We start from the raw sequence: 16,881 nt of genomic DNA, 5'->3' as shown, positions 1-16,881 counted from the left end.
GGATTTATACCTTTTTCAAGAGAAAAGACTAGAGACCCATTCAAGAAGAAAGAATTTCACTTCACCAGTCTCGCCTTCATCTTCTTTGACCGCTTCATTGACGGACTCACTTGTTTGCACTGCTTGACCTTCATGATCACTTTCTGGAGAAGCAACGGCTTCTCCATTAGAAAAATCTAAAAAGCATAAAGGCGGGAATAACACACACCACCAGTTCGCTCCATCCCCTTCTCCCAAGGTGATCAAAATCGCTTCATACTCTCCGGCCGGATAGACAAAGTTTCCATATAGTTTCGTTGGAAAGGAAGCTTTTTGAAAACTGACCGATACAGATTGATTGATATTTTGTTCTTTCAATTTCTCTTTGGCCATTCGATTGATTTCTGGGAGCTTTGACCGAATGACACGTCTCGCTTGTTCAATCGATGTCAGGTCTTTGACCCATTCAGTTATGTTGGCGTTCACTTCATCTCGAATGCTTCTTTTCACATCTTGATCAGCCGAACGATTACTGTTTGCTAAAATACGTAACCGTATGGCTTCATCTGGTATCACGACTGGTTGATTGGCAGATGCTGTCGCCGTCTCCTCTTGACCTAGGTGTGCAAAAGCTCCGCATAATAATAGAAACATATAAAGACAGATCAACATTTTATTTTTTAACATGATGTGATTCCCCCTGCTTTTTCGCTTTGCTATAAACATTGTGTCCAGGAATCCCTTTTCATAAACAAGAAAATGAATTTTTTAATAGACTATGAGAGATAAATGAAAAAGCCGTTCCTTTTATGAACGACTTTGGGGGGATGATTGGTAGTCAGACGGATAAAGCCTTCCGTCCCAATCTCGGCTAATTTTCAAACCTGATTCCGTTTGAATGACAGTCATTTGTCCTTTTTTCTCGATTTCCTTTTTGATATTTCCTTTTTGATCGATAAATTGAATCATCATTTTATAGTCAAACTCAATTCTGTCATCGCTTTCATCTGAAGATGTAAACGTTATTTTTTTCAGCTTAATTTGACAATCTTGGTCCTTGGCTGCTTCTAATACACTTGGAAACATACTGTCTTGTGTATATTCCTGATATTCATGCTCTGTTAAATAAAACTTCAACTTCTCTTTCATTTCAGATAGGTCATCCGTTCGATTCACTGTGTATTGTGCTTTTTTATAGTTTTCCCCAAATGCTGCCGCCTCTTTTTTAAAGCTCGGTTTACCGCAAGCACTCACAATCAATAGTACACTGACGATGACCAACACCATCGTATACCTTCTATTCACACCATTCGCTCCTTCAATAGAAATTTATGTAAAAAATCATGATCAGAATGTTCACTCTTTTATATATACGTATCTCTTTTACCATTAGTTTCATTTTTACATAATAAAATAGTCCGACTTTATTTAGCCGGACTTTCCATTTGAATGTGTGCGCAAACAATTCGATCCTTTCCGTTGATATCTTGTACGATGCTCACATCTGCAGAAGGGAATGCTTGGACGAGAAGCGCTTGTACATCTTGTGCTTGCGTGTGTCCAATTTCAAATACGACAACAGCTTGCTTGTTTAATACTTTGTGGAGATCTCGGGTCAGACGCTGGTAAAACCACAGCCCGTCACGCCCATCAGTCAGTGCATTCTCTGGTTCATGCTTTGTCACAACATCAGACAGGTTGCCCATTTCTTCTACTGCAATATAGGGCGGATTGGAAATGAACAAATCCACCTTTATTCCTTGAGCAATCACAGGTTCAAGTAAGTCCCCGTGTAAAAAGTGAACGTCAGCACCAAGTGCTTGCTGGTTTCGTTTCGCTACCTCAAGCGCATCAAGTGAGATATCCGTCGCTGTCACAGTTAGAAGCTTATTTTCAAGCGCTAAAGTAATTGCAATGGCACCGCTTCCTGTGCCAACATCAACAACTGACAACTGCTGATCATGCGGAAATACATCATTCAGCATATTCAGTGCACAGAGAACGACTTCTTCCGTTTCAGGACGAGGAATGAGGACATGCTTGTTTACCTCAAAGGGGCGACCATAAAAGTATTCAAAGCCAATTAAATGTTGAACAGGCACCCCAAGTTCGTGCTGTTTGACAAAGTCACTGAACAGACGATCCTGTTCCTCTGGTAGCGGATCATGAAACCGTGCGAGGAGCTCACTTCTACTCAATCCGAGTATATGCATGAGAAGGATTTCAGATGCATTTTGGTCTCTGCCGGCTTCTGTTAACAAAGAAGAAGCCCATTTAAGGGCTTCAAAAATCGTTCGTTGATAATTATTTTTCATTTTGAAGCTTTCTTGATTGATCTTCAACAATTAATGCATCAATGACCTCATCAAGTTTACCCTCAAGTATTTGATCAAGCTTCTGAATCGTCAATCCAATTCGGTGGTCTGTTACACGGTTTTGCGGGAAGTTGTATGTACGGATACGCTCTGAACGATCCCCTGTTCCGACAGCAGATTTACGTGTTTGATCATATTCAGCTTGTGCTTCACGCTGGAATTTATCGTAAATTCTAGCACATAACACTTTCATTGCTTTCTCTTTGTTTTTGATTTGCGATTTCTCATCTTGACAGGAAACAACGACACCTGTTGGAAGGTGAGTTAATCGAACAGCTGACATTGTGGTATTAACACTTTGTCCGCCAGGCCCGCTTGATGCGAACGTATCTACACGAATATCTTTTTCATGGATATCAACTTCTACTTCCTCTGCCTCAGGTAAAACAGCAACTGTTGCAGTCGATGTATGAATACGGCCGCCTGATTCTGTTTCAGGAACACGCTGCACGCGGTGTGCGCCATTTTCAAATTTCAATTTGGAATAAGCGCCTTTCCCGTTGATCATGAAAATGATTTCTTTATATCCACCTGTGCCAGTTACACTTGTTTCCATAACTTCGGTTTTCCAGCCTTGCATTTCAGCATATCGACTGTACATACGGTAAAGGTTTACTGCAAAAAGAGCAGCCTCTTCTCCGCCCGCTGCACCACGAATCTCTACAATAACGTTTTTATCGTCATTTGGGTCTTTCGGGATCAACAAAATTTTCAGCTTGTCTTCCAAACGTTCTGTTTCTTCAGTGAGCTCTGAAATTTCTTCCTTGACCATGTCGCGCATGTCGGCATCCAGCTTCTCTTCTAACATAGCTTTCGCATCACTTAGCTGTTCATACGCCTCACGATATCGTCTATATACCTCAACAGTTTCTTGAATATCAGATTGTTCCTTTGAATATTCTCGAAGCTTCTTAGGGTCGTTCACCACTTCAGGATCACTTAAATATTCATTTAGCTTTTCATAGCGTTCTTCAATTGATTTTAAACGGTCTAACATGGTCTTCACCTCTGTTTTGTGCGTAACAGTCTAATTATAGTATAGCGGGATATGACAGTCAAAAAAATATCAATTTTTCACTAAAAACCACTTTCTTTGGCGAATGGTTACTTGTTTTGTCTAAGGTGAAGGAGCGAGTCCTCTCTCAAGAGAATGATACTTATAATCGAAAAAAGGGAGGGCTTTTGGTTTGAATACAAATGAGGTTGCAAAGGAAATTGGTGTCTCTTCAAAAACGATTCAGCGCTGGGTCAAACAACTCCATATCCCTGTCGCCCGGAACGAACTTGGGCATTATGAATTCTCTGAAGACAATGTGATGCTGCTCAAGCAAGTTAAACAGCAACTAAGTGATGGTGTGCTTCTGCAAGAGATTAGACTACCAATTGATGAAGAGACGGCCCATCAGCTCGCACCTGCCGCAGAATCTAAAATTTATACACAAAGAGTTGAAGCACTAGAACAGCAAGTAAAACAACTGCTTCAACAGCCATCACACGCCAATGCTTTTGAACATCGTTTAAACGAGCTTGAGCGGAAGCTTGCGAAAAAAGCCGATGAGGGTGTCTCTTATCAGCTATTACAGCATCGAAGGGAAATTGAAGATTTAACTGCACGGCTCGAACACCTGACTACTTCACTCAAACAACTATCCAAAGTAAAAGAAGAAAAGGAAACCGCACACTCTGAGATCAAAAAGAAACGTGTGCTTTTCCCTCTCTTTCAATCATTTCGCTAAGAAAGGCTGCCTAAAACAGGCAGCCTTTCTACTTTATTATACGGTCAGGGCAATAATAATTGGTAAGGTAATCAATGACAAGATCGCACTAATTACAAACGCGGATGCAGTTTCTGCTTCCTGCTTTTCAAATCTTGTAGCAATCATGGCCGCAACTGCTGAACCAGGGAAGGCAACAAGTAATACAGCTTTTGTGATTTCATCAGCTGAAAGACCTAGAAGAATGGCGATAAAATACATAAGTATAGGTTGTACAGCTACTTTTAGCAATGCGATACTAAATGCTGGTAGGCTTAATTTAATCTTACGGATACCAACAGTAACACCGACTGCAAATAGCGCAACCCCTGATGTAACGCTTCCGATTTCTTCTAACATGTCATGTCCAATTTCAGGAAGTTTAAATCCTAGAAGAACAAGAATGATACTTACAAGCGGCGCGAGTGCTAGCGGCTCTGACAAACCGTGCAAAATGGCCTTTGTTGTCATCTTTAAGAAGCTTTCGCCCTCTTTGACTTTACCTTTTGTTTTTTCACCGACAGTTGAAACAATAATCGCAATTGGATCAAGCAATGCATTTACAACTATTCCGGTAATCGCAATAGGAATTGCAACTTCTTGAGCCCCAAATATACTGCCTAAGACCGGAATCCCCATGAATGCAAAGGTCGGTTGAGCTGAGTTTAATGAGAATATAGAAGAATCTGTTAAATCATATTTAAAAACAAACTTTGTAACAAATAGGATAATGACATAAAAACCGAGAATCCCTAAAATGAGTGCAACGAAAAATGGGATTTGACTATAGAATTTATCTTTTGGGGTAGACAGAATGCTGGCGATAAAGTGCGCTGGCAAAGCATACTTTGTCACAAGTGTGCTTACACCTTTTGCAGATTTAACGTCATAGCTGCCGAAGTGCCCTGCGAACCAACCCAGCGCGATAACGAAAAAAATCGGTGCTAGGAGGACCAAAATATTTAAAAAGTCCATCTTACTTTTCCTCCTTAAATCCTCTTTACATGTTTCTTTTGATAGCGGTATTGTTTAGGTATTCTAAACAATACCGCACACTTACCTTATTATGCTCTTACAATTTTCTTATATTCAGGAATCCACATTGCATCTTTTACAGCTTGTTCGATATTATCTGGAGTCTTTCTTGCTACCCCATCTTCGATCGCTGCTTTAGCTACAGCAATCGCAACTTGAATTGAAACTTCTTGTAATTTATCAATACTTGGCAGTAGACCAGCACCTGGATGATCATAATCAACCATTTCCGCAATTGCATTTGCAGAAGCCACAAACATTCCTTTTGTGATGATTTTTGACTCCGTTACGATTGAACCAAGACCAAGACCTGGGAAGACAAACGCATTGTTTGATTGTCCAATTTCATGTTCGATTCCGTTGTATACAACGTTTTCAAATGGGCTACCTGTTGCAACAAGTGCACGACCGTCTGTCCATTTGAATATATCCTCTGGCACTGCCTCAGCAAGTGGTGTTGGGTTAGACATTGGCATAATAACAGGACGCTCTGTATGAGCTGCCATTTCTTTGATGATCTCTTCTGTGAAAGCTCCACCTTGACCTGACGTACCGATTAAAATTGTCGGCTTCACTTGGCGAACTGTTTCTGCAAAGGAAATTTGTCCTTTTTCGTCACGTGCCCAGCCATCTACTTCGTCAGATGAACGAAGATATGGTTTTTGGAAATCAAGCACTTCATCTTCAAATTGATCTGTTAATAGTCCTCTGTAATCTAATGTCCAGAATGCATTGTTCGCTTCTTCTTCAGTAAGACCTTCAAGTACCATTTTGTCACGCATTTGATCTGCGATTCCGATACCAGCTGAACCTGCTCCGAAGATCACAATACGGTGATCTTTCAATTGTGTACCAGTTTTCTTGACAGCTGCAAGAACTCCCGCTAAAGTAATGGCACCAGTACCTTGAATATCATCGTTAAATGTCAAGATGTTATCGTTGTATTTTTTCATGATGTTACGTGCATTTTTGTTACCAAGATCTTCCCAGTGTAGCAATGCTTTCGGGAAGAATTTGAGTGCTGTTTTCACATAAGCATCAATAAATTCTTCGTACTTTTCACCTTGTACTCGTTTGTGGTGATTTCCGATGTATAATGGATCATTCAATAATTTCTCGTTGTTTGTTCCAACATCTAATACGACCGGAATTACACGGCTTGGGTCAATACCTGCTGCTGCAGTGTAAACCGCTAATTTACCGATTGCAATGTTTATACCACCAACACCCCAGTCACCAATTCCTAGAATGCTCTCAGAGTCAGTTGCAACGATAAGGTCGATATCGCCAGCTGTTGCATGTAAGTTTTCAAATGCTTTCTCAATGCCATCAATGTTGTCGATTGAAAGATAGACACCATGAGGTCTTCTGTATTCATGGCTGTATTCTTGAATCGCTTCACCAACAGTTGGTGTGTATACAACAGGCAGCATTTCGCGAAGCTTGTCTGTTAACAGTTTGTAAAACAAGACTTCATTGCGGTTTTGTAAATCGCTTAAGTATACGTTTTGACGTAGACGGTCTGGCTGAGCAAGAAATTGCTTATATGCTCTTTCTGCTTGTTGTTCTAAAGTAAGTACAGTTGGAGGAAGCAAGCCTTCTAGTCCGAGTTCTTGTCTTTCTTCTTCTGAAAAAGCAACACCTTTGTTCAACGTTGGAATTGATAATACATCTTTACCTGTTAAAGTGGTTTCGAGGTAACCTTCTTTTGTTTTCTTCACGTTGTTCATCAAAACTACCCTCTTTCTAAAATATAAATAAGGTTAACTATTAATCCAAAGAACGATTAAGGAGAAAAATCCTTCATCAAAAAAATTATGACAAGAAATCGAACTTTTCGTTTAAATGCTTTACACTACAGTTAGTCATTTTATGCCTGCTTATGTTAAAACGCAAGCTTTGAAAATTAGATAATTTTTTCATATCGTTATTTAATTTATTTAAGTAAAAATGATGGGTGTTAAGCCAAAAACACGAAAAACAAAACACAGCGGCATTTTTTTTTAATTGTCAAGTGTTGTACCAACATCAAGTCTTGGTACTTCATGGTGATGTCTGCATCGTGCTTCATATGATTCCTGCGCACCTACTAGAATGATGGGATCATCATAGGATGCGGGTTTACCGTCGATCAAGCGTTGTGTTCTACTCGCTGGGGAGCCGCATACCGAACAAACTGCTTGAAGTTTTGTCACAAGCTCTGCACATGCCATTAAATGCGGAACAACACCAAATGGCTCTCCTCTGAAGTCTTGATCAAGGCCTGCAACAATGACTCGGTAGCCTTTATCAGCCAATTGAGTGACAATGTCAATGATTGTCTCATCAAAAAATTGCACCTCATCTATGCCAATGACATCGGTTTTTTCTGATATGTGCGTTATGATGTCTTTTGGTGAGGCAACTGCAATTGCATCTACTGAAGAACCGTTATGTGACACAACGGAACTTGTGCTATATCGGTTATCAATCATTGGTTTGAATATTTTAACTTCTTGTTTGGCAAAGACGGCTCTTTTAGCTCTCCGAATCAATTCCTCCGACTTTCCAGAAAACATACTACCACAGATGACTTCAAGCCAACCGCTTTGTTTCATCACATACATAAGGTCTTCTCCCCCATTATAAAATTCCATCAATCCACGTAAAAAAACAGGCAAGAACGGATTCCTGCCTGTTTATTGTATCTATTATTACTTAAGACCGTATTTTTTATTAAAGCGGTCAACACGTCCATCAGCAGAAGCGAATTTTTGACGGCCTGTATAGAAAGGATGGCACTCAGAGCAAATCTCGATGCGTACCTCTTCTTTTACTGATCCAGTTTCAAACTCATTTCCACAAGCGCATTTGACTGTAGCTTTTTTGTAGTTAGGATGAATTCCTGTTTTCATCTACTGTCATCTCCTTCCGCCCTGAATCCAATTCGGAAACAGAGTTATTATCTCAGAATAAATCTGAAACGCACATGATAAAATTATAACAGTGTGAGTCTATGATTGCAAATGGTTTTTTTTCAAGAATCTATCTTCTAGTTGCAGACATATTTGCTTGTTTCCATTCTTGCGTTAAGATATCAAAAAATTCTTGGTTTGTCTTCGTTTTTTTCATTTTACGCATGAATTTTTCAACGAAGTCAGGTGTATCAGACATGGATTTTCTCATGGCCCATAGACGATCAAGATGCTCTTTTGGAACAAGCAGCTCTTCTTTTCTTGTACCAGAACGGCGAATATCAATGGCAGGGAAAATTCTTCTTTCCGCAAGAGAGCGGTCCAGATGGAGTTCCATGTTCCCCGTTCCTTTAAACTCCTCATAGATCACATCATCCATACGTGATCCTGTTTCAACAAGTGCTGTTGCCAAAATGGTCAAGCTTCCGCCTTCCTCGATGTTACGCGCAGCACCAAAGAAACGTTTTGGACGATGGAAAGCAGCCGGATCAATCCCGCCAGAAAGCGTTCTTCCGCTTGGTGGAATGACAAGGTTATATGCACGAGCGAGCCTTGTAATGCTGTCCATTAAAATAATGACGTCTTTTTTATGCTCAACAAGACGCATCGCACGCTCTAATACAAGCTCTGCTACTTTAATGTGGTTTTCCGGTACTTCGTCAAAGGTTGAGCTAACAACATCCCCTGCAACAGAACGTTCGATATCTGTTACTTCCTCAGGGCGTTCGTCAATTAGAAGGACAATCAATTCTGCCTCAGGGTGATTTTCTGAAATGCTGTTTGCAATTTCTTTAAGCAAAATGGTTTTCCCTGCCTTCGGCGGCGCCACGATTAACCCGCGCTGTCCAAACCCAACCGGCGCCATCATATCCATAATTCTAGTGGACAGGTGATTAGGCTGTGTTTCAAGAACCATTTGGCGATCTGGGAATAGCGGTGTGAGTGCAGGAAAGTGAACACGTTCCTTAGCTGATTCTGGGTCGTCCCCATTTACCGCTTCAACATGAAGAAGTCCATAGTAGCGTTCATTCTCTTTTGGAGGGCGTACCTTTCCAGAAACCTTATCTCCATTTCGCAAATCAAAGCGTCTGATTTGTGAAGCAGAAATATAAATATCTTCAGAACTTGGGGAGTAGTTAATCGGTCTTAAAAAGCCAAACCCTTCAGACTGAATAATTTCAAGAACCCCTTCCATAAATAAGAGATCCTCTTGTTCAGCATTTGCCTTTAAAATGGCAAATATCAATTCTTTTTTTGTTAGTTTGCTGTAATAAGAGATTTTATACCGTTTTGCTAGCTCATACAGCTCTTTTAATTTCATATTTTCCAAAGATGAAATCGACACATCTTTCAAAATGGACACCACACTTTTCTAGTCAATGTATTTCTTTACAAAATCCATGAACATTGTATTTGATTAGCCTTTTTAATTCCGCTTTTTGTTGGAATGACCTCGCTCTTATGGTAACGCTCCCACTCGTTATATCGTGAAGATAGGAACAATGTGAAATAGAGCTTTGTCAACATAGAGAAGGGTAATGAGTATATCTCATGATGCGGCAGTATTTAAACTTGTTGAAGCTTAAAAGAAGTAAATTCGCAGAAAATTTCGCAGCACTCTTTAGTTTTACCTCATTTGCAGAGAATATTCAACTTTAAAAGGAAAATGATATTTATTTGACACCTATAGAAAAGCGGGTAATGATACCCGCTTTCTTACGGACGAATGACAAGATTCGGTTTTTTCTTTAAGCTGTGTCTGCCATCTACGAATCGAACAGTACCCGATTTCGCACGCATGACAACACTGTGCGTTGTTCCAACAGACCCTTTAAATTGTACACCTTTTAATAACTCGCCATCTGTCACTCCGGTAGCTGCAAAAATGGCGTCATCCCCTTTTACGAGATCTTCCATTCGTAAAACTTTTCCAACATCTAGACCCATTTTCTCACAGCGTCTCATCTCTTCTTCACTTTGAGGAAGAAGCTTACCATGAATTTCACCACCAAGTGCCTTTAATGCAACAGCAGAAAGGACACCCTCTGGCGCTCCACCTGAACCAAATAGAATATCAACACCTGTATGATCAAATGCTGTATTAATAGCACCTGCAACGTCACCATCGTCGATCAGTTTAATTCTTGCTCCTGCTTCTCTCAGCTCTGCAATAATTTTCTCGTGTCGATCTCTGTTTAGAATCGTTGCAACAACATCTTCAATATCTTTGTTTTTCGCTTTTGCAACAGCGCGAAGATTATCAATGACAGGTGCTTCAATATCGATACAGCCTACCGCTTCTGGACCAACTGCGATTTTATCCATGTACATATCAGGTGCATTCAGCAAGTTGCCATGATCAGCAACAGCGATAACAGCTAATGCATTCCAGCCGCCGCTTGCCACAATATTTGTTCCTTCCAGTGGGTCAACGGCTACGTCAACGCGAGGTCCATATCCGTTCCCAAGCTTTTCCCCGATATAAAGCATTGGTGCTTCGTCCATTTCTCCCTCGCCGATGACGACTGTTCCCTTCATTGGAATTGTGTCAAATACATCACGCATCGCACTAGTTGCAGCGTCATCCGCTTCGTCTTTCTTCCCTCTTCCCATCCAGCGGGCAGATTTCAACGCGGCTGCTTCTGTCACCCGTACTAGTTCCATTGATAAACTTCTTTCCATTTTTGTCCAAATCTCCTCTCACAGTCAAAGCCTTATGAATTTTGAAGTTCTTCTATTTCTCGGTCATTCAGCTTTTCACGCCAGATGGTTGCACCCAAGCCTTCAAGCTTCTCCTCAAGCATACTATATCCTCTGTCAATATGTTCAAGCCCTGTGATTTCAGTCACACCGTCTGCCATTAATCCTGCAACCACTAGACAAGCACCCGCTCTCAAATCACTCGCTTTTACTTTTGCACCTTGAAGCTGTGTTTGTCCTGTGATAATGGCAGATCTCCCCTCAACTTTCATGTTTGCACCCATTCGGCGCAATTCGTCAATGTGCTTAAAACGGGCAGAGTAGATCGTATCTGTGACCACACTTGTGCCTTTCGCTTTTGTTAACAGTGCCGTCATCGGCTGTTGGAGGTCAGTCGGAAAGCCTGGATACACAAGGGTTTTGATATCGACAGGCTTGAGTCCTTCATTTTTCCCAACAATCAGCATCTGATCGTTGCTCGTTTCAATTATGAACCCCATCTCTCTAAGTTTCGCCGTAATTGATTCTAAATGAGTTGGTATGACATTATCAAGTACAACTTCATCCCCCATCGCAGCACCAGCAATTAAAAATGTACCTGCTTCAATGCGGTCAGGGATGATTGAATGTTTGCAGCCGTGTAGAGATTCTACACCCTCAATACGAATGACATCTGTACCCGCCCCTTTGATTTTTGCTCCCATGCTTGCAAGTAGTGTAGCCACATCAATGATTTCAGGCTCCTTTGCGGCATTTTCTATGACTGTTTTTCCTTCAGCCAGCACGGCAGCAAGCATAATATTGATGGTCGCACCTACACTGACAACATCAAGATAAATGCGGGCTCCGACTAATTTTTCGGCACGTAAATAAATTGCACCCTGCTCGTTTGTCACTTCTGCCCCAAGTGCTTCAAAGCCTTTGATATGCTGATCAATCGGCCTAGGTCCTAGATGACATCCTCCTGGCAAACCAATGACAGCTTGTTTGAACCTGCCAAGCATAGCACCCATTAAATAATAGGACGCACGCAGTTTTTTCACTTTCCCATTTGGAAGCGGCATGCTAATCATATTTGCAGGATTGACAACCATTTCCCCCTTTTCAAATATGACCTTCCCACCGATTTCTTCTAAAAGATCTCTTAATGTGTAAATATCTGAAATATGCGGAAGGCCCTCAATTGTGACTGGGGAATCAGCGAGAATCGTGGCAGGAATCAGTGCAACAGCACTATTTTTTGCACCACTAATATGTACGGTTCCGCGAAGGGGATCACCGCCGGCAATGTTTAACTTTTCCATATTTATCTCCCTTCTTAAAGAAGATCACTGTTGGAGTTATATTGATTGTGGATGTCGCGCTTAAAAAGGTCTTGTCCAAAATTTAGCCAATATCTAAAGAAAGAATACAGGTTAAACGAAATTTGTCGGAAGAAAAATAATCGAAGCTTTGCGAGGCTGTGATGTTCTCTTCTTTGCACAAAACATTTCTTAGCGTTTTCGCAAGAAACTGCGGCAAACGGAAGACTTTTTCCGCCTGCCACAATCACTTATTTATTCCAATCTGCTAAAAATTGTTCAATGCCTGCATCCGTTAACGGGTGTTTTGTCAGTTGCTTAATGACTTTCAGTGGCATTGTGCCAATATGAGCACCTCTTAAAGCGGCTTCTGTCACATGCTGTGGGTGACGAATGGATGCAGCAATAATTTGTGTATCTAATCCATGAACATCAAAGATGGTTTTCACTTCGCTAATGAGATCAAGACCATTGTGACCAATGTCATCTAAACGACCAAGGAATGGAGAAACGTATGTCGCACCAGCTCTAGCTGCAAGCAATGCCTGATTCGCATTAAAGATCAAGGTAACGTTCGTTTTAATGCCAAGATCCGTTAAGGCTTTGACTGCCTTAAGACCGTCCGTTGTCATTGGAATTTTGACTGTAATGTTTGGGGCAATGGCAGCAAGCTCTTTACCTTCTTCAATCATTTCCTCTGCTTTTAAGGATATGACTTCAGCGCTGACAGAACCTGAAACCACATCAGTGATTTCACGGAGACGATCATGGAATGAGACGCCCTTTTCTTTCGCTACTAAACTAGGGTTTGTTGTTACACCTGCTAAAATACCAAGTTCATGTGCCTCTTTGATATCTGCAATATTAGCTGTGTCTACGAAAAATAACATAACAGTGCCACTCTCCTATCAATAAATTGTCTGACATGTAAATTTGTTTGCGCTTTCTCAAGATATGGAGAAAACCGCCTGTGACTCAGGCGGCTCTCGGTTCTCATCAAATTATGCTTGGTTAGAAGAACCAAATTCGCGCATTTTGCCGATAACAGTCGCTTTAATTGCGTCACGAGCTGGTCCAAGATATTTACGTGGATCATACTCTTCTGTTTTTGCAGCAAGTGTTTCGCGAACTGCTTTTGCAGAAGCAATTTGGTTTTCAGTGTTGACATTGATTTTTGCTGTACCAAGTGAGATTGCACGCTTGATATCAGCAGTTGGGATGCCTGTTCCGCCATGAAGAACAAGCGGAAGACCAGTTGTTTTTCCAATTTCTTCCATTTCAGCGAAACCAAGGTTTGGTTCACCTTTGTATGGACCATGCACAGAGCCTAGTGCAGGCGCAAGACAGTCAATGCCAGTACGTTCTACAAGCTCTTGACATTCTTTTGGATCAGCATAAATAACACCATCAGCGATCACGTCATCTTCTTGTCCGCCAACAGTTCCAAGCTCAGCTTCTACAGATACACCGTGGATATGTGCAAGTTCTACTACTTTTGCAGTTATTTCCACATTCTCTTCAAATGGATGGTGTGAAGCATCAATCATAACAGAAGTAAATCCTGCATGGATCGCTTTCGCACAAGATTCAAAGCTTGAACCGTGATCTAAATGAATCGCAACAGGAACTGTTACATTATATTCTTCAATTAACGCTTTCACCATAGCGACAACTGTTTTGAAGCCACCCATGTAGCGTCCTGCTCCTTCTGATACTCCTAAGATGACTGGAGACTTCTCAGCTTCAGCAGCTTGTAAAATCGCTTGCGTAAATTCTAAGTTATTTAAGTTAAACTGTCCGACAGCATAACCTTTTTCTTTTGCATCTTTCAACATTTCTGTCATTGAAACTAAAGGCATGATGAAAAATCCTCCCTATGTAGCTAATTTGCTTACTAAAAAAAGCTCTCCACCCTAGCATGACCAGAATTTCTCGTCATATGTACACTTAGATCGCTTTCTTCTTCTTATCTAGAATACCAATTATTCGACAAATCGGCAACAGAATGAATCGATTCAATCATTTCCATCTAACCATTTGTTTCAAGCGGCAAATATTCTTTTACAGCATCTCTGATTTCATCAATATCAAATGGTTTTGCAAAATGAGTAAGTGCGCCAAGTTCTTTTGACTCTTGGATCATGTCCAGTTCACCATACGCTGTCATAATGATGACGCGAATATCTTCATCAATTAATTTCATGCGTTTTAAAATCTCAATTCCATCCATTCCGGGTATTTTCATATCAAGCAGGACGAGGTTCGGTCTATGGTTTTTCACAATATCTAACGCCTGAAGTCCATTCGCTGCTTGGAAAGTTTGATAGCCTTCTTTATGAAACACTTCATTCAGCAATATTCTAATACCGTACTGATCGTCGACAATTAAAATTTTCTCATTCATCCGTTACACCCCATTGCTTTCATTTTTCGTCATAAAAAGAGCAGTTGTTAAATAATTCTGTTTGATTTTCACATTTCCTTTATTTATAATAGTTTACTTTACGACATTTTCTGAGATTTTCTGAGCATTTTTCCTAATATTCTCTTGAGATTCTATTATAAAATGATCTGACCGAAGGAGGAAATGAGTCTTGTTAAAAATTTTTACAACCCAGTTATCGGGTATTTTTTCACGTATTGGAGAAAAGGAAGCAGAATCTATTGAAGACGGTGCACGCCTTCTTGCCCAGGCCGTGGTGAGTGGACATTCTGTTTATTTTTACGGTAAGCACGAACTAGCGGCTGTGGCCATAGAAGCATCCGAAAGCAAGGAACCATTTCCGAGTGCCAACGTGCTTCCCCATGATCAAAAAGAACGTGCCTCACTCCATGCAGGTGACAGGGTGCTCCTTTTTTATTCCGATCCAGAAGACGAGGAAATTAAATCACTTGTCAAAGAGCTTTATGCACAAGGTATACCGATTGTAGGTGTGGGACCATCACAAACAGAACCGTCAACGATTGAGGAACATTGTGATGTCCACATTGATTTCCAGCTCAAAAAACCACTTGTACCTGCTGAGGATGGAACACGGTTCGGTTATCCTGCTTTGATGACATGCTTATACGTGTACCACGCACTTTCTTTTACTGTTAAAGAAATCATAGAAGAATACGAATAAAAAAACTGCCGAGAACATGATCATCTCGGCAGTTTTTTGTTTTATTTTGATTCGGCTGCTTGCAGTGAAGCACCTACGAAGTCTCTAAATAACGGCTGTGGTCTTGTTGGTCTTGAAGTGAATTCTGGGTGGAACTGAGAGGCAAGGAACCACGGATGATCCTTTAGCTCGATAATTTCAACAAGGCGTCCGTCTGGGCTTGTACCAGAGAAAACAAATCCTGCTGCTTCCATTTGTTGTCTGTATTCGTTGTTGAATTCATAGCGGTGACGGTGACGTTCGTATACCACTTCATCATTGTATGCAGCAAATGCTTTTGTCTCTTCACTTAATTTACAAGGGTATAGTCCAAGACGGAGTGTTCCGCCGAGATCTTCTACATCCTTTTGTTCTGGAAGAAGGTCGATAATTGGGAACTTCGTTTCTGGATCAATTTCCGCTGAATGTGCTCCCTCAAAACCTAACACATTTCTTGCATATTCGATAGACGCGACTTGCATACCTAAGCAAATACCGAAGAACGGCACTTTGTTTTCACGAGCATATTGTGTCGCAATGATTTTCCCTTCAACTCCGCGATCTCCGAAGCCGCCAGGTACGATAATACCGTCTGCATCATGTGCTAAATCAGCTATATTATCTGCTGTTACTTCTTCTGCATTAATCCATTTGATGTGGACATCGGCATCAAACGCATAACCTGCATGACGAAGTGATTCTACGACAGAGATATACGCATCCTGCAATTCAACATACTTTCCGACAAGGCCAATTGTTACTTGTTTTGAAAGGTTCTGTACTTTGTCTACAAGTGCCTTCCACTCAGTCATGTCCGCATCTTTGCAATCGAGCTTCATGTACTCACATACAAGCTTGTCCAATCCCTGCTTTTGCAAATCAAGCGGAATGGAATAGAGTGTATCTGCATCCTGACATTCAATGACGGCTTTTGTATCAATGTCACAAAATAGTGCAATTTTATCCTTCATATCTTGTGTCATTGGCATTTCTGTTCTCACAACAATGACGTTTGGCTGAATACCAAGACTGCGCAATTCTTTTACACTGTGCTGTGTCGGCTTTGTTTTGAGCTCACCTGCTGCACGGATATAAGGGACAAGGGTACAGTGAATATACATAACATTTTCACGACCAATATCACTCTTCATCTGACGAATCGCTTCAAGGAATGGAAGAGATTCAATATCTCCAACTGTACCACCGATCTCTGTAATCACGACATCTGCACCGGTTTCTTTACCTGCACGGTATACACGGTCTTTGATTTCATTTGTAATGTGGGGAATCACCTGAACCGTACCGCCTAAATAGTCACCGCGGCGCTCCTTCTTCAGAACAGTTGAATAGATTTTACCAGTCGTCACGTTGCTGTACTTATTTAAGTTAATATCAATAAAACGCTCGTAGTGACCTAAATCAAGGTCGGTTTCAGCACCATCATCTGTGACAAAAACCTCTCCGTGCTGGTATGGACTCATTGTCCCTGGGTCTACATTTATATAAGGATCGAATTTTTGAATGGTCACATCCAGCCCTCTGTTTTTCAAAAGGCGACCTAATGATGCAGCCGTGATCCCTTTTCCAAGTGAGGAAACCACTCCTCCTGTTACAAAAATATACTTTGTCATTTCGTATAC

Annotated in this window: 17 protein-coding genes; 2 read left to right on the top strand and 15 right to left on the bottom strand. The window is 41.0% G+C overall.

Annotated features, from left to right (window positions below; translation table 11 throughout):
• Nucleotides 1-15: 15 nt before the first annotated feature.
• The 4 genes from spoIIR to prfA all read right to left on the bottom strand — a co-directional run bounded on the left by spoIIR (nt 16) and on the right by prfA (nt 3,351).
• Nucleotides 16-666 (bottom strand): stage II sporulation protein R, encoded by a 651-nt coding sequence (gene spoIIR, locus ABVJ71_RS12665; RefSeq protein ID WP_353854326.1) that lies wholly within the window; start codon nt 664-666, stop codon nt 16-18.
• Between the two features lie 120 nt (nt 667-786).
• A complete protein-coding gene (locus tag ABVJ71_RS12660) occupies nt 787-1,266 on the bottom strand; it encodes a hypothetical protein (protein WP_353856660.1) in 480 nt (159 codons plus the stop codon).
• A gap of 137 nt (nt 1,267-1,403) precedes the next feature.
• Nucleotides 1,404-2,294 (bottom strand): peptide chain release factor N(5)-glutamine methyltransferase, encoded by an 891-nt coding sequence (gene prmC, locus ABVJ71_RS12655; protein WP_353854325.1) that lies wholly within the window; start codon nt 2,292-2,294, stop codon nt 1,404-1,406.
• Nucleotides 2,284-3,351: a peptide chain release factor 1 gene (gene prfA / locus ABVJ71_RS12650; RefSeq protein ID WP_353854324.1), complete on the bottom strand. Its 1,068-nt coding sequence runs from the start codon at nt 3,349-3,351 to the stop codon at nt 2,284-2,286. Before prfA ends, prmC begins: the two co-directional genes overlap by 11 nt.
• Nucleotides 3,352-3,541: 190 nt before the next feature.
• Between prfA and racA the strand changes: the two genes are divergently transcribed.
• Nucleotides 3,542-4,090: a chromosome-anchoring protein RacA gene (gene racA / locus ABVJ71_RS12645; RefSeq protein WP_353854323.1), complete on the top strand. Its 549-nt coding sequence runs from the start codon at nt 3,542-3,544 to the stop codon at nt 4,088-4,090.
• Nucleotides 4,091-4,126: 36 nt separating this feature from the next.
• Here racA and ABVJ71_RS12640 read toward each other — a convergent pair whose 3' ends face one another.
• From ABVJ71_RS12640 to ABVJ71_RS12595, 10 genes are all read right to left on the bottom strand, one after another.
• Nucleotides 4,127-5,083, bottom strand: a complete 957-nt coding sequence (locus ABVJ71_RS12640; protein ID WP_353854322.1) for an AEC family transporter — start codon at nt 5,081-5,083, stop codon at nt 4,127-4,129.
• A gap of 89 nt (nt 5,084-5,172) precedes the next feature.
• The gene (gene malS, locus ABVJ71_RS12635) at nt 5,173-6,873 is read right to left on the bottom strand and encodes an oxaloacetate-decarboxylating malate dehydrogenase (RefSeq protein WP_353854321.1); all 1,701 of its coding nucleotides are present in this window, start codon (nt 6,871-6,873) and stop codon (nt 5,173-5,175) included.
• Between the two features lie 273 nt (nt 6,874-7,146).
• Nucleotides 7,147-7,749 carry a thymidine kinase gene (locus ABVJ71_RS12630; protein WP_353856659.1) on the bottom strand — a complete coding sequence of 201 codons (603 nt, stop codon included), beginning with the start codon at nt 7,747-7,749 and terminating at the stop codon, nt 7,147-7,149.
• Nucleotides 7,750-7,836: 87 nt separating this feature from the next.
• Complete coding sequence (gene rpmE / locus ABVJ71_RS12625; protein ID WP_003215407.1) at nt 7,837-8,037, bottom strand: 50S ribosomal protein L31; 201 nt, start codon at nt 8,035-8,037, stop codon at nt 7,837-7,839.
• A gap of 130 nt (nt 8,038-8,167) precedes the next feature.
• Nucleotides 8,168-9,451 carry a transcription termination factor Rho gene (gene rho, locus ABVJ71_RS12620; RefSeq protein ID WP_353856658.1) on the bottom strand — a complete coding sequence of 428 codons (1,284 nt, stop codon included), beginning with the start codon at nt 9,449-9,451 and terminating at the stop codon, nt 8,168-8,170.
• Nucleotides 9,452-9,813: 362 nt separating this feature from the next.
• Nucleotides 9,814-10,779, bottom strand: a complete 966-nt coding sequence (glpX, locus tag ABVJ71_RS12615; protein ID WP_353854320.1) for a class II fructose-bisphosphatase — start codon at nt 10,777-10,779, stop codon at nt 9,814-9,816.
• A 32-nt stretch (nt 10,780-10,811) separates the two neighbouring features.
• Nucleotides 10,812-12,101 carry a UDP-N-acetylglucosamine 1-carboxyvinyltransferase gene (locus tag ABVJ71_RS12610; protein WP_353854319.1) on the bottom strand — a complete coding sequence of 430 codons (1,290 nt, stop codon included), beginning with the start codon at nt 12,099-12,101 and terminating at the stop codon, nt 10,812-10,814.
• Nucleotides 12,102-12,349: 248 nt separating this feature from the next.
• Entirely contained in the window at nt 12,350-12,988 is a 639-nt protein-coding gene (fsa, locus tag ABVJ71_RS12605; protein ID WP_353854318.1) for a fructose-6-phosphate aldolase, read from the bottom strand.
• Nucleotides 12,989-13,099: 111 nt separating this feature from the next.
• The gene (locus tag ABVJ71_RS12600) at nt 13,100-13,957 is read right to left on the bottom strand and encodes a class II fructose-bisphosphate aldolase (protein ID WP_353854317.1); all 858 of its coding nucleotides are present in this window, start codon (nt 13,955-13,957) and stop codon (nt 13,100-13,102) included.
• Between the two features lie 170 nt (nt 13,958-14,127).
• Nucleotides 14,128-14,502 carry a response regulator gene (locus ABVJ71_RS12595; protein WP_003214681.1) on the bottom strand — a complete coding sequence of 125 codons (375 nt, stop codon included), beginning with the start codon at nt 14,500-14,502 and terminating at the stop codon, nt 14,128-14,130.
• 190 nt (nt 14,503-14,692) lie between these two features.
• Between ABVJ71_RS12595 and ABVJ71_RS12590 the strand changes: the two genes are divergently transcribed.
• Nucleotides 14,693-15,223, top strand: coding sequence for a DUF2529 domain-containing protein (locus ABVJ71_RS12590; RefSeq protein WP_353854316.1), 531 nt, complete (start codon nt 14,693-14,695; stop codon nt 15,221-15,223).
• Between the two features lie 41 nt (nt 15,224-15,264).
• Here the strand turns inward: ABVJ71_RS12590 and pyrG are convergent, their stop codons facing one another.
• Nucleotides 15,265-16,872 (bottom strand): glutamine hydrolyzing CTP synthase, encoded by a 1,608-nt coding sequence (gene pyrG / locus ABVJ71_RS12585; protein ID WP_353854315.1) that lies wholly within the window; start codon nt 16,870-16,872, stop codon nt 15,265-15,267.
• Nucleotides 16,873-16,881: the final 9 nt, after the last annotated feature.

Source organism: Bacillus sp. Bos-x628 (assembly GCF_040500475.1).
Taxonomy (GTDB): domain Bacteria; phylum Bacillota; class Bacilli; order Bacillales; family Bacillaceae; genus Bacillus; species Bacillus maqinnsis.
The sequence above is the reverse complement of the archived record's forward strand: the minus strand, read 5'-3'. Positions and strand labels throughout refer to the sequence as shown.

Coding starts and splice junctions, on each gene's coding strand:
- spoIIR (WP_353854326.1), bottom strand. CDS start 666: ATGTTAAAAAATAAAATGTTGATCTGTCTTTATATGTTTCTATTATTA.
- ABVJ71_RS12660 (WP_353856660.1), bottom strand. CDS start 1,266: ATGGTGTTGGTCATCGTCAGTGTACTATTGATTGTGAGTGCTTGCGGT.
- prmC (WP_353854325.1), bottom strand. CDS start 2,294: ATGAAAAATAATTATCAACGAACGATTTTTGAAGCCCTTAAATGGGCT.
- prfA (WP_353854324.1), bottom strand. CDS start 3,351: ATGTTAGACCGTTTAAAATCAATTGAAGAACGCTATGAAAAGCTAAAT.
- ABVJ71_RS12640 (WP_353854322.1), bottom strand. CDS start 5,083: ATGGACTTTTTAAATATTTTGGTCCTCCTAGCACCGATTTTTTTCGTT.
- malS (WP_353854321.1), bottom strand. CDS start 6,873: ATGAACAACGTGAAGAAAACAAAAGAAGGTTACCTCGAAACCACTTTA.
- ABVJ71_RS12630 (WP_353856659.1), bottom strand. CDS start 7,749: ATGTATGTGATGAAACAAAGCGGTTGGCTTGAAGTCATCTGTGGTAGT.
- rpmE (WP_003215407.1), bottom strand. CDS start 8,037: ATGAAAACAGGAATTCATCCTAACTACAAAAAAGCTACAGTCAAATGC.
- glpX (WP_353854320.1), bottom strand. CDS start 10,779: ATGGAAAGAAGTTTATCAATGGAACTAGTACGGGTGACAGAAGCAGCC.
- ABVJ71_RS12610 (WP_353854319.1), bottom strand. CDS start 12,101: ATGGAAAAGTTAAACATTGCCGGCGGTGATCCCCTTCGCGGAACCGTA.
- fsa (WP_353854318.1), bottom strand. CDS start 12,988: ATGTTATTTTTCGTAGACACAGCTAATATTGCAGATATCAAAGAGGCA.
- ABVJ71_RS12600 (WP_353854317.1), bottom strand. CDS start 13,957: ATGCCTTTAGTTTCAATGACAGAAATGTTGAAAGATGCAAAAGAAAAA.
- ABVJ71_RS12595 (WP_003214681.1), bottom strand. CDS start 14,502: ATGAATGAGAAAATTTTAATTGTCGACGATCAGTACGGTATTAGAATA.
- pyrG (WP_353854315.1), bottom strand. CDS start 16,872: ATGACAAAGTATATTTTTGTAACAGGAGGAGTGGTTTCCTCACTTGGA.